Annotated in this window: 5 protein-coding genes; all 5 read left to right on the plus strand. The window is 42.7% G+C overall.

The annotated features are described in order from the left end of the window. Positions 1–12: 12 nt before the first annotated feature. On the plus strand, positions 13–1,482 hold the full coding sequence (locus tag AX660_RS10080) for a mannitol dehydrogenase family protein (protein ID WP_068376094.1): 1,470 nt from the start codon (positions 13–15) through the stop codon (positions 1,480–1,482). Positions 1,483–1,536: 54 nt separating this feature from the next. Further along, positions 1,537–2,463 carry a sugar kinase gene (locus AX660_RS10085; protein WP_068376096.1) on the plus strand — a complete coding sequence of 309 codons (927 nt, stop codon included), beginning with the start codon at positions 1,537–1,539 and terminating at the stop codon, positions 2,461–2,463. Between the two features lie 17 nt (positions 2,464–2,480). After that, positions 2,481–3,815, plus strand: a complete 1,335-nt coding sequence (locus tag AX660_RS10090; RefSeq protein ID WP_131811781.1) for a pectate lyase family protein — start codon at positions 2,481–2,483, stop codon at positions 3,813–3,815. 648 nt (positions 3,816–4,463) lie between these two features. Next, positions 4,464–7,442, plus strand: a complete 2,979-nt coding sequence (locus AX660_RS10095; protein WP_068376100.1) for a TonB-dependent receptor — start codon at positions 4,464–4,466, stop codon at positions 7,440–7,442. 85 nt (positions 7,443–7,527) lie between these two features. Beyond that, positions 7,528–14,739 (plus strand): pectinesterase family protein, encoded by a 7,212-nt coding sequence (locus tag AX660_RS10100; RefSeq protein WP_068376104.1) that lies wholly within the window; start codon positions 7,528–7,530, stop codon positions 14,737–14,739. The last annotated feature ends 35 nt before the right edge of the window (positions 14,740–14,774 follow it).

Raw genomic sequence — 14,774 nt, forward strand, 5'->3', positions numbered from 1 at the left:
TGGACAAATAGCGTGGAAAAACAACGTTTAAATAAACAAACTTTGGCTCTTTTGCCAAGCTCGGTCATCCATAATGTTTCGTCTGCCAAGGCTGAAATCGGCATAGTGCATTTAGGACCAGGCGCGTTTCATCGCGCCCATCAAGCGGTTTACACCGACAATGCGATGGAGTTTGGTGGCAATTGGGGTATTTGTGCCGTATCGATGCGTAGTACGGGGGTGCGTGATGAACTGGCCGAACAAGAAAATTTGTATACCCTGGCGATAATTGATGAAAACCCCAGTTATCAGCTGATCAGCGCCATAAAAGAAGTTTTGGTATTAGGTGAGCAACGTCAACAAGTGATGGCTAGACTCACGGCCGCCACGACTCATATTGTTAGTCTAACCATTACCGAAAAAGGCTATTGCCTTGATGGTAAGGGTTTGTTGGATACGGCTCATGCTGATATCGTGCATGACCTAGCTAATCCTGCAGAGCCGCGCTCTGCTATTGCTTTGCTTGCGACGGCCTTAAAAATCCGTATGCAACAAGGCATCGACCAACTAACAATCATTAGCTGCGACAATTTAGCAGATAACGGCGCCAAATTGGGTAAAGCCATCGTCGCTTTTGCCACACTGTCAGATAAGACACTCGCAGAGTGGATCAGTCTTAATGTATGTTTCCCTAATACTATGGTGGATAGCATCACACCTGCCAGTAATGATGAACTGCGTGCCAGAGTCGCCGAAGCCATTCAGTTACAAGATAACTGGCCAATTCAACGTGAAGCTTTTACCCAATGGGTAATAGAAGATCACTTTAGTGGTCCACGTCCCGCGTGGGACAAAGTAGGTGTAACCTTTACCCAAAATGTCAGTGGTTACGAAAAAGCCAAACTTCGTTTGCTTAACGGTAGTCATTCAACCTTAGCCTATCTTGGTTTGCGTTGCGGTTTCGAAACCGTTAATGAAGGCATTAGCCACCCAGCATTGTTTAAACTAGTTAAAACAATGTTAGTTGAGGAAGTTAAAGTCTCTTTTAACGCACCGGATGAGTTGGATGTTGATGCCTATATCGATGCCATTTTAAAGCGTTATAGCAACAGACATATTCGCCATTTGTTATCACAGATTGCCTGGGATGGTTCGCAAAAACTGCCATTTAGATTACTTGGTAGTATTCAAGATAACTTAGCCAAAGGTAATAGTATTACGTTGATGGCAGTGGGCGTTGCGGCGTGGTTACACTTTTTAGTGACTGCGGCCAAAACCAATTTAAAAATAGTCGATCCGCTGGCGGATAAACTTATCAGCGAAGCCGCTTATTGTGCAGGTAATCTGGCTGATGATGTCTTAAGATTATTAGCAATAAGTCAGGTTTTCCCAACAACACTGGCAACTAATCAACACTTTGTTAATGCGGTTACTAATGGCTATTTAGCTTTGAGTAATCTCAATCCAACAAATATAGATGAAGTGATTGAAGGTCTTTTATAAAGACCTTTGGTTTTTTCCACATTCTTTTAAACCTTTAACAAGAGAACTAATTAGATGGCACAACACATTATTGTTGGTGAATGCATGGTTGAAATGTCCAGTCGCGGACAACAAACTTATTATCAAACATTTGCAGGCGACACCTACAATACGGCTGTCTATTTTAAGCGCTGTAACTCTGTTGAAAGCATACAATATTTAACTGCTATTGGTAGTGATGAAATCAGTGAACAACTACTAGTACAAATGCAAGCCGAGGATTTAGCCACCGAACTAACCTTGCGTAGCAGCAATAAAACCCTTGGTTTGTACACGATCAATACCGATGAGGCAGGCGAGCGCAGTTTTGCATACTGGCGCAGTGATTCTGCAGCCAAACAAATGCTGAGTTTGCTTGACCCAACAGTACTGGGCACACCAAAGAGTTTCTTTTTTTCCGGTATTAGCCTTGGCATTTTGAGCGATGACGATAAACAAAAATTGTTGGAATTAGCCAATAAGCTAAAACAGCAAGGCTGTAAGATTATTTTTGATCCTAATTATCGCCCCAAGTTGTGGGTATCAGCTGAACGTGCGCGTATATGGACAGATAAAGCTTACGCCCTCGCAGATATCGCCTTTCCAGGCTGTGATGATCATCTTACTTTGTATGGTCACAATAACCTCAACGAAGTACAGCAACACGTTGTTGCCTTGGGTGTACAAGAGATTGTGATTAAAAATGGTGAACATGGCATTCAGATATTTTCCCAAGGGCAACACTGTATAGTACCCGCTCATCGAGTCAGCAAAGTGGTTGATACCACCGCCGCAGGAGATGCCTTCAATGGTGGTTATCTGGCCGCGCGTTTTGCTGGACAAAACGAGCAAAGTGCCGCGGGCTTTGGTGCCAAAATTGCCGCTTATGTCATTGGTCACCGTGGTGCGATTGTTGATAAAACTGAGATGGCCGCTTTTATTCAAGCGAATAGATTGTGGTAGTGTTTATACGGCGCTGTTTGGCTATTGTCGCCTTAAGTGCTCTTATTTCATGCAGTGTATTCTCTGCAAGCGAAAAACCTTTGGCCTCACCTGAAGAAAGGCCTTTGGCTTTTCCGGAAGCTCAAGGCTACGGTAAATTCACCCAAGGTGGGCGAGGAGGCCGAGTCATTGTAGTTGATTCCCTGGAAGACAGTGAAAAAGCGCGCCCTGGCACCTTGCGTTATGCTGTAAAAGCGCAAGGCCCACGCATAGTGGTATTTGCTGTGTCTGGGGTTATCAACTTAGTTAAACCACTGGAAATCAAAGAGGATTTTATCACTATTGCTGGGCAAACATCACCCGGTGGCATAGTGATAAGCGGTGCTGAAACCCAGATTGATGCCAGTCAGGTCATCATACGCTATCTACGCTTTCGTCCTGGCTCCACAAAAGAACAAGGCGATGCGATTAATGCTAAACGTTTGAATAACATCATTATTGATCATTGTTCTATGAGTTGGGCCAATGATGAAGTCGCCTCGTTTTACAACAATACCGACTTTACTTTGCAATACAGTATTATCAGCGAAAGCCTGAATAATGCCGGTCATGCTAAGGGCAGTCATGGTTATGGTGGAATATGGGGCGGTAAACGAGCAAGCTTTATTAATAATGTACTTGCTCATCATATTAGTCGTAATCCGCGTATTAATGGTTATCGCCTTAAACCCAATTACGAGCCAGCAGGCGAGTTAGTCGACGTACGTAACAATGTGATCTACAACTGGGCAAAAAATAGTGCCTATGGTAACGAAGATGGACGGGTTAACTTTATTAACAATTTATATAAACCTGGCCCTGCTGGAGGCGATGCTAGATTTTTTCTGATTGAAAATACTCAAAGTATGGGCCAGGCCTATTTTAGCGGCAATGTGATGAATGGCTCGCCTAAACTGAGTGCAAATAATGCCTTGGGCATTGAAATTAAAAACCAGAAAAAGATGCAAAACCCGGTTATTGAACAACTCAAATCTGAATTTTTAGTGGCTGAGCCTTTTATTGATGCCAGCACTTTCGTCGAGCACATAAAACAAAGTGCAGAAATGAGTTACCACAACTTAATTATAAATAGAGAAGTGGGGGCCAATCGAAATCGCCATGGAAAATTTCAAGACTCCGTTGATAGCCGTATATTAAATGACATCGCTACTGGCAAAGCAACTTATGGCAACGGCATCATAGATTCTGAACTACAAGTCATAGAAAGTTGGTTAGCTTACCAGGCTGAATTTAATAATGAAGAGTTAGAAAAGCAACCTGCTGATTCAGTTGTTCAGGTTTGGATAGATACTCTAGGTCATTTTATTCAGTAAGTAAGATGATTACCTTGAAGTACAACATTTGCACTAGTCTGTTAGCTTAAATGTATCTATTTTTTAATTCTATTTATGGGTCACATGGATTCATGTCAAAGAGTATCCAAACAATCTAGGCTAAAATTTTTAGTCATAATGTTTGCACTAAACTCCTGCAATATTTGATTAAAAGTTTTTTACTTTAGTAGCAAATTTCTCTCGCCACGCTAAAAACACTCAATTGACAATATTGTTTTACTAAGCATTTTAGCTGTATAGATTTTGTTTTTTTGAAAAGTAATTTGTTGAGTAAATATACTCTGTTTTTTCTTCGCTTTATTTTTGCTTTTTCACATCACTAGTCTTAGTTTTATATTAAATTGTCCTGTTTCATCAAAACCGACAACCTTTGTATTCAGCTTAAAATAGCCATAAACAAATGATAACTCCAGTTTGTTAAGGCCTAGTTTTCAAATGTTTAACAACTCATCTTTTAAGTTAACAACATGTTGACATTGTTGTTTTATTAATCGTAAACTGCCACCGGTGGCAACTCAAATCCATTGCTTTGCACGCGAATGCTACCGGTGGCGTTTTGTAAGCTCAGTGAGAGCTTAAGTCACCTGAAAAATATTTTTCAATGAAAATGCCAGGAGAAAATCCGAAATGAAGAGTTTTCAAATGAAGGCTTTAGTGGTTGCCATAACTATGGCTCTTCCAAGTTATGCGCAACAAGTCCAGCAAGTTCCCTCTGAGGCAAAAAACTCAAATGCTGCTTCGCAAGAAAATGCCAATATTCAGCAAGACTCAAGTGAAGCTGAACTAGAAATAATCGAAGTCACTGGTGTTCGTCAGGCCGACATTAAAGCGCGTGATCTTGAGCGTGAAAAAAATGGTCTGAGTTCAGTCATCGCTACCGATGATATCGGTAACTTTGTTGATCAAAACGTAGCTGAATCATTACGTCGTTTGCCTGGAGTTACCTTACAACGCTCAGAAGGCGAAGGTAAATTTGTTAGCGTTAGGGGATTGGGACCTGGATTTGTGGCGGTTAGCATTAACGGCTCAGAAATGTCAGGAGTAGGGGACGAACGTAAAGTTGGTTTAGATGCTATTCCATCTGACATACTGGGTTCTATCGAAGTACTTAAAACTCTAACTGCCGATCAAGATTTAAACTCCATTGGTGGTGCAGTCAATGTTAATGCTATCTCTGCTTATGATCGTGGTAAAGCCGGTCTAAAATTTAAAGCTCAGGATGCTTACAGCACCTTAAGAGACAAACATTCTCCTAAATTTAGTTTAGATGGCACCGAATTTTTCCTCGATAAAACCATAGGTATAGGTTTTGCCTTATCTCATGAAAATCGTAAATCTCAGGTGGATGAAGTGCGTCACCACAGCACCAACGACATGAGTTTTTATCAAGCTGATACCGGATTCACTGCCAACGAAAACGCAACAGTGGCAGAGCAAATTGCCGCTGGGCCAGAAATACTGGCACCTAACCAATTAGAATATCGTCGCGAAATTGCAGGACGTACCCGCAAAGCGGCCTCACTTAACGTTGAATTTAAACCCAACGATACCAGTTACTACTATGTTCGAGGCAATGTCACTCAATTTACTGATTCTGATGTGGCCTTGCGTGAGTTTTATGATTTTCAAGATGCCGGTCCCATAGGTGATGGCGAAATTCTTTATGTTAATGGTGATACTAAAGAGTTCATCTTGAGCGATATTGATGTTTATCATCAATATTTTATTCAGGGCGGTGACAACACCACCAAAAGTTTTAGCCTAGGTGGCGAAAACAAAATTGGTGAGAGCTGGACCATAGATTACGAATTGGCTCAGTCTTCTTCTTATGAAGAATCTAATAACGACAGGCGTGTGCAATTTCGTGAACGTGATCTGGTGGTTTATGGCAAAGGTTCTAAAGACAATATTCAGGCTCAAGTTGTAAGCCCAGAATACGCTGCACAATTAGGTGGATTTGATCCTGCTTTAATTGGTACCTCAGGCACTGGTGATGCATCTACAATGGCTAATTGGGATTTTGATAACCTGTTTCTCGAAGATGGTACCCGCGATGATAAAATCAAAAGTGGCAAGTTAAATCTAACCAACGATTTTTTTTATAAACACTTAAGTTATATCAAAGCCGGTGTGGCATTTTCTCAGCGTGAATATATACGTGATAAAAACCGCGCCAGTTATATTCCAAGCGCTGCCGACTGCGGCGGTGATGCGACTTGTATCAGTGTTATAGGCGCACCACATTCTGACTACCCAAGTTCTATCCCCGCAGACAGTAATTTTCAGTATCCCTTTGTTGATCAGGATCAAGTTGATTACATAGTTGATAGTTCAAAAATAACCCGTGAAAGTGCGACGCAAGGTGAGCTTTCAATTGATAGTACCAAAGAAGATTACACTCTTACTGAAGACACCAAAGCCGCCTATGTGATGGCTGAAATGCCCATCAACGATGACTTAATTATGATCGCAGGTGTGCGTTTTGTAGAAACCGAGTTTTCGTCAACCGGCTTTTTATCGCTAGAAAATGATGACTTTGAATTTAACGGAGCAGGTCTGGGTAGCTTGGATATCGCAATTCCATTACCTGAAGCGTCGATTAAATACAGTGAATACTTCCCTAGTGTGCATCTTCGTTACGAACCTAACAGCGACATATTAGTACGTGGTGCAATTTGGACTAGTTTTACTCGTCCGTCATTTAGTCAAGCCCGAGCATTTGCCAAGTTTGACGAAGATATTGAGTTGTGCCCACCACAAAGTGCTAATTGTGCTGATGACCAAGGCAGTGCCAACGTACAACAATTACAGGACTATATCTTAGGCTCTAACAATACTATCGACGTAGGTAATCCTAATTTATTAGCGATGACATCAATTAACTACGATGCGTCGATAGGTTGGTATCCCTCTAAAGATTTGTTTATGGAAGCCTCAATCTTTTATAAAGATATCGATAATTTTATTGTTGATGTCAATGGTATCACCATGAACATCGAAGACCTGCCACTCACTTTGCCGGTTAATCAGATCACTGAATTTGTTATCCCTCAAAATCTGATCTTGAATGATGTCAACATCACTCTTAACGGCAACAAAGCCACAGTATTAGGCCTTGAGCTAAGCTATAACCAGTTTTTTGAAAGCGGTTTTTTTGTACAAAGTAACATGACTTTGCTCGATAGTGAGGCTGAACTGGATCCTTCTATTCGTGCTGACAAAGTACCTTTACCTGACCAAGCTGATACCACCTTTAACCTGACCTTAGGTTGGGAAGATGCAGACTATTCTGTGCGTATTATCGGTAATCACCGCGCCAAAATTCTAGAAGAAGTAGGAGCTTGTCCGGTAGGTGTCAGTGTCTCTAATGCACGAGCCTGTAAGTTGTGGTCTGACCGCTACCAGGATGCCGTTCAAAGTGTCGATTTCAAAGCCAAGATGAATATCAACAAACAATTGTCGGTGTATTTTGATGCCATTAATTTAACTGACGAAGTGGACTTACGTTATTTCGAGGGTAATGAACAAAGTGGCGGCAATATCCTTTATCAACGAGAAGAATATGGCAGAACTTTTCAGCTAGGCCTGAACTACAAATTTTATTAGTTCAACTGAAATTGCGCTTATAGCCCGCAGAACAATATGAGCGGGCGTATAGAATCCAATATTTTTCATCCCTGGGAGGGTGATTATGAAATTTAAAAGTAATATAGCAGCCAGTGTAGTTGGCGCTATGGTATTAATGGGCTGTGGTGCTGAAAGTACCATTAATGTTAAAGAAGCGCCGGATCCAGCATTAACGGGCGTATTTGTTGATAGTCCGGTTGCAGGTTTGGGATATCGTTCTGAATCTGTCGCTAATGGTAAAACCAACAGCAATGGCGAATACGCTTATTTCCGTGGCGAAACCATCACCTTTTTTATTGGTGATTTTGAGTTTCCCGGCGTTGCAGCTTCCAGTTTGTTAACGCCTCTTAAGATGTTTGAAGCAGACAGCCCGTTTAAACAGCCCGTGGCTAACGCCATTCGTTTATTACAAGCCTTAGATACCGATGGCGACCCAGCCAACGGAATTACAATCAGTGATGCAGCCGCCAGTGCCGCAACTATGGTACTACCTGAAGGCATGACAGTAGAGGCATTTTTTAATCGTCCAGCGGCCCAGTTTGCGGCAGATGTTGAGCCTTGGTTAGCCGTTGCCGGTGGTGCAATGACAACCTTAGCGCCTTTTGACAGTGCCCTTGAACATTTTGTCACTTATCTTGAAACCGAGTTTGGTACCTTGTTTGCCAATACTTTCGATATAACACAGTTTAACGGCACCCTTTACAACCCAGTACTTAAATATAACCCAGTACTTAAAGTTGATACCGCGGTACTCGAAACCTTAGATTTTACGCCGGCCGATAGCACAGGTAAAAGTGGTACTTTTACCCAAATCGTTGGAGAAGATGCTGTAGTTCCCGGTACTTACGAGTTTGTATTTGGTCGTCGCGCGATCAAATTGACCACCGAAATGGCTAGCTCTTACCTTATCGTGCGCTCATATAACACCGTCAACATGGTTTACAGTTTGTGTGCTGCTGATGGTAGTAATGGCCTTGCCACGGCCATTGCTAGTTGTGATGCCGACGCAGATAAAAAAGCCAATCTTATTGTGATCAGTGAAACTCAAGCGGCAGTTGAACTTGAACAACTTACTGAGCGTGCCAATACCATTGAACCTGCCTTAAACGAAGAGTTTGATACTGATACCACCACTTTCTTTTCATCAGGTTACAAACGTTTAACTGATGATCCCAATAGTGGCGCTATGTACTTTAAAACCGGTGGTAGTCCGGCACTTGATTCGGCACTGGGCAATATTACTTTAGCCGGCGACCGTTTTTCTATCGGTAATGCTGCTGTTAATCCACTGACTAACACCACATCTGCTGATACTTATGGCACAGGTATTTTTAATATCAGTCAGGGTTTTACTTTAAGTTTTGATGTGGTGGCCCACAACAGTGCAGGCTCGTTAAATATCTATGTAGATAACAACACTACAGGCCAGGATAACTCGGTACATGGTGCTGCCTCTAAATTTTACGGCATGTCGATTAACCAAGAAAACCTGCCGGTAGGGCAACGTTTTACTTACACCTATGTGCCAGGAGCTGATGTTAACGGGCTGGATCCTAGTGACCCAACCGCTAAAATTTTAAATTCAACTATCACCAATTCTTTCTTTCAATTACGTACGGATAGTGCTGCCAGTATTACTATCGATAACCTGAGAATTGAAACTGTGGCCGATAGTGTTCCTGTCACAGAACCAGAAGAACCTGAGGAGCCCACTGAGCCAGAAGTTCCAGCTGAGATCCCACGTGTTAGTCTGCCCTTTAATGCCGGTTTCGCTGGCGTAGTTGATGACATTTTCAGTTCAGCTTATTCAGCTATTCAAGATTCAAGTGGTGCTGATGTGGCCATGTTTACCAAAACCGGCGGTTCGGTTCTGGTTGTAAGCAATGGTATCGAACTTGACGGTGGTCGTTTTAGCATAGGTAATGCAGTACCAGGTACTAATAGCACCTCGGCTGATACGACTAGCACCGGTGTGTTTGATTTAAGTCGCCCTTATAATGTGGTGATGGACATCGTTGCAGTTGAAGTCACTGATGAAACTAAAAAACTGCAAATCTATGTGGATAACAGCACCAGTGGTAGCGCCAATTCAATGCATGGTGGTGATTCTCGAATCTACAACGAATTAGCCAGTAGTTTAGTCGCCGGAACGACCATTACCGTACCTGGTTTGGTAGCGACCAAAAACTCCTATTTGCAAATTCGTACCGAAAGCGGAGTTAAAGTCACACTGGATAATATTCGCATTGAATATATCAATGAAAATTTATTGACCTCTGAAGACTTTAATACCACAACTGAACTGTTTTTTACCCCAGAATACAAAGCACTACCAGGTGATGTCGCAACTGAGTTGTATCATATTACGGGGGGGACAAGTGGTTTAACTATTACTGATGGTCAGTTACAGATTTTCGAAGCGCGTTTTACCCTAGGTAATACCACGCCGGAAGTTAATACTACCAGTGCAGATACCACCACCACCGGCATCTACGATTTAAGTCGTCCATATAAAGTGTTATTTGATGTCGTTGCTACCGAAGATACTGAAGGTAACAACAACCTCATTTTATACGTGGATAACAATACCAGTAGCAGCGGTAGCTCTATTCATGGTGGTGATTCTAAGTTTTATGCTGAGCAAATATTGTCTTTGGTTCCGGGTGAAACGGTGATCATTGATGGATTTGTTGCAACCCAGACCTCGTTTTTACAAATCCGTACTGAAAGTGGCGGTAGTGTAACTATCGATAACTTACGGATTGAATATCTAGCGGAAGAGGCTCCGGGTGCCAAAGCCTTTAGTTGTGCCGATGCACCTGACTTATACTTTTGTGATGACTTTACTAGTGGCAGCACCAGTAACTATCAGTTATTAGCCACTGCAGCCAATACCGAAGCACCACTAGGTTTCTTTGATACTGTTGCCGATATGGATGACAACATGGCTTTGCGTTACAACGCCGGTGGCGCTGGCGGTGAAATATTATTGTTCACCGAAGCGGCTATGGCCAACGTACCAGCCAGTGGTGATTATTTTGTTGAAGCACGTATTCGCCCCAGACAAAACAGTACGACTGCCAATAAACAGATCTTTTTATTGGGCCGTTATGACAGCTCTGGTAATTGGTATGGCGGTGGTTTAAACGTACAAAACTCATCTAGCAGTACGCAAGTTGAAGTGGCGATCAGTACCAATGGCTCAATCTCTCGTCCAGTACAAAAGAAAACACCTATTTTATTAGGCGAAAAAGACGGTGCCGGTGATGGTGTTTGGTACACGGTACGCTTTGAGTTGATAGGTAGTAACCTAAGTGTGTATTTTGACGGCGAATTAATGGGTACAACCAGCGATGCAGCCTATACCACTAAAGGTTTGATTGGTTTGTTTACTAACAATCGTTCTTTTGAGTTAGACGACATCAAGGTCGGCGACCCAAGTGTTAAACCAGTACAACTGACAATTGACTACAAGAGTCCAACTTTTGAAACCTCGACTACTGCTGATCCCTTAGTAATCAATATTACTGCGATGCAAAGTGATGGTCTAACGGCTGATACTTTCACCGTTAAGTCTTCAGATGCGGCTGTAGTTAATCCTTTGTTAGAAGGCAACGTACTGACGTTACAAGCCTTAAGTGCTGGTACTAGCACCATTTACATCAAATCAGGCTCAGACAAAACCATAGTACGTACTATTGAAGTGACAGTAGCAGAAGGTTTTGTCATGCCAACCCAGAGTTACGGTGATTTTGGTGCTAAGGTCACGCCAGCGATTGCAATGACCAATGAATACATCGATGCAAGCTTAAGCATTACCTTTGATAGTGCGCCTACCTTGGGCACTATAGGCGAAGTTAGGATATTTGACGCTAGCAATAATATTATCGTTGATACCCTTACCGTAGGTGGCGAAATTGATTCTCTAGGTTATGCTGGTCAGGATCGCATTCGTCGTGTGAATGTTGATTCCATCACCCTAGATGGCGCAACGATGACCATCAAACCCCATAATGGCGCCCTGGAATATGGTCAAACCTATTATGTAGTTATTGGTGATGATGTTGCTTTGGGAACCCAGTTAAACGGCGTTGATTTTGTTGGTTTAGGTGAAAACAGCAATTGGTATTTCAGTACTAAAGCCAGCGCACCGACAACGACTGACTTAACGGTTGATGATGATGGCGATGCCGACTTCAGAACGGTACAAGGCGCATTAAACTATGTCATGCAACACGTTGCCCAAGACACCCCTGCAACTATTATGGTTAAAGATGGGGTCTACAATGAATTGCTGTACTTACGTAATAAAAACTTTGTGACGATTCAGGGCGAAAGCCGCGAAAATACCATTATTCAATATGACAATTACGAAACTAAAAACGGTGGTTCAGGCGGTAGCGAAGCACCAGGCACAGGAACGCCTGGCGGTGGTCGTAGTGTATTTTTGGTAGAAGGCGCTGATTTACTAACGCTGACTAAATTAACTCTCAAAAATACTCACATGCGTTCTAACCTGTATTCGAATCAGGCTGAAACTATCTATTTTAATAGCCCTAATCGTTTAGTCGCTCGTGACGCTAACTTTATCTCTGAGCAAGATACCTTATTAATCAAAGGTTATACTTGGTTCTACAATACTTTAGTGGCAGGTAACGTTGACTTTATCTGGGGTTATCCAGTAACTGCGCTGTTTGAAGAAAGTGAAATTCGCACTATAGGTGACTCTAAAGACGGCGACCCAACTAAAGATACCTCTGGCGGTTACGTCTTACAGGCCCGTGTGCAAAATGCCACTGATCCCGGTTTTATCTTCCTCAATAGTGAGTTTACCAATGGCCCTGGTCCAATCGGCAACGGTGTATTGGATAACTCCACCTACATTGCCCGTAGCGGTGGTAGTGCCAGCTATTTTGATAACGTGACCTTGATCAATAACAAGTTTGATACTCACATAGCCACTTCTGGTTGGGCGGTACAAGGCGTTAATAGCCAGCCTGCACCCAATCCAGCAACCGCTACCGCCACTAGTGGCTGGAGAGAATACGGCAGTATGGATATGAGTGGTAATGCACTTGATCTAAGTGCTCGTGTGGGTGGTTATTTGTTGCAGGACGCAGATGTTGTTAATTTAACCAACCGTGTCAACATCTTTGCCAGCTATGACAATAACGCAGGCTGGGATCCTATGGCCGACAATACCCCGGTTATTGGTCAAATCCTCACCGACAAAGGTTTTGCTGGTGATAACTTTGACTTAACGGGTGGAGCAGGTGGCATGGTTGTCACTGTCAATAACGGCATTGCTCTTACCAATGCATTAAAACAAGCTAAAGACAGCAATATGCCCATCATTGTCTATGTTGATGGCACGATTACCGATGCTAACAACGGTGGTAACGGTACCTCTATCGATATTAAAGACATGGACAATGTGTCTATTGTCGGGGTTGCTGATCGTGGCGAGTTTGATGGTATCGGCATTCAAATCCGCCGCGCCAATAACATTATCATTCAAAACCTGAAAATCCATCATGTACTGACTAGCGGTAAGGATGCGATCTCTATTGAAGGTGACGACGATGGTTCAACCACCAGTAACATCTGGATCGATCATAACGAGTTGTACAGCACCTTAAGTGTCGATAAAGATTACTACGATGGTTTAATCGACAGTAAGAGTGGTGCTGAAAACATTACGATTTCGTACAACTATCTGCATGATCATTGGAAGGCCTCGTTACACGGCCATACCGAAGATGATTCAGCTAGTAGCAATACTAACCGTAATATCACTTTCCATCACAACCGTTTTGAAAATATCGAATCGCGTTTGCCCTTGTTCCGCTATGGTAAAGGCCATTTGTACAACAACTATTACAACAACATCACTTCTACTGCGATGAATTCCAGAATTGGTGCTGAACTGTTAATAGAAAACAACGTGTTTGAAAATACCAAAAACCCGATTGTATCTTTTTACTCAGATGTGATTGGTTACTGGAATCTAGCAGGCAATGTATTTGGCACAGGTGTGACTTGGACTACTCCTGAAAGTGGTGATGTATCAGCGCAAGATGGCAGTTCTACAAGCAGCTACATGGTGCCTTATGACTATGAGCTCGAAGCCGCTAACGTGGTGAAAGCTAACGTCATTAACTTATCTGGTGTTGGCAAGTTGGATCAAAGTGACTTGTATATTCCTGAAATTGAAGACAATGGTACACCCACAGAAACCGATGTCAGTCTGCCTTTTAGTGAAAACTTCAGTGCAGCAGATGCCGCAACCTTCTTCAGTGCAGACTATAAATACATTCCGGGTGACAGTACGGCTCCTATGTATAACATCACAGGTGGTGGCAGTGGCATTACAATCTCGGATGGACAAATTAGTCTTGCGAGTGCGCGTTTTACTCTCGGGCATGCTACTCCAAGTGTTAATACCACAGGTGACGATACAGTTGGGGCAGGGGTGTTTGATTTAAGCAAACCCTACCGCGTGGTCATGGATATCATTAGCGTTGGGGGGGCTGATGGCACTAAAGACTTCCAAGTTTATGTGGATAACAATACCTCTAGCAGCGGTAATTCAATCCACGGTGGAGGCTCTAAGTTCTATGCGGTGGATTCTAATACCCTAACTTTAGGTACTCTGGAAATTGAAGGTTTGTTAGCGACAGAAAACTCCTTTATCCAAATCAGAACCGAAACCGGTGCTACTGTGGTAATCGATAATCTGCGCATTGAGTATTTACCCTCAGATGCGGTATTAAGTGAAGATTTCACAGCAGCAGATGCAGCAACATTGTTTAGTGCTGACTACAAAGCCTTACCTGATGATGCCGCAACACCAATGTATTTCATCACTGGCGGTGGTAGTGGTATCACTGTCACTGATGGCCAGCTTAGTTTAGCCAGTGCTCGTTTCACAGTGGGCGCTAAAACCCCCAGTGTTTCGACTACGGCCAATGATGCAGAGGGTGCAGGGGTGTTTGACTTGAGTAAACCTTACAAAATTGTAATGGATATCATCAGTATTGGAGGTGCCGATGGCACTAAAGACTTTCAGGTTTATGTTGATAATAATACCTCTAGTAGCGGTAACTCAATCCACGGAGGCTCATCTAAATTTTATGGGGTAGATTCAAATACTTTGTCAGTAGGCACTTTAGAAATTGAAGGTTTGGTGGCTACTGCTAATTCTTTTATTCAAATTAGAACGGAAACCGGCGCCACAGTGGTATTTGATAATTTACGCATTGAATATACTGAATAATTTTAGGTCTCCCTAAAACAGCAAAAGGGTAGCGT

The sequence above is a fragment of the Paraglaciecola hydrolytica genome (genome assembly GCF_001565895.1).
Lineage (GTDB): Bacteria > Pseudomonadota > Gammaproteobacteria > Enterobacterales > Alteromonadaceae > Paraglaciecola > Paraglaciecola hydrolytica.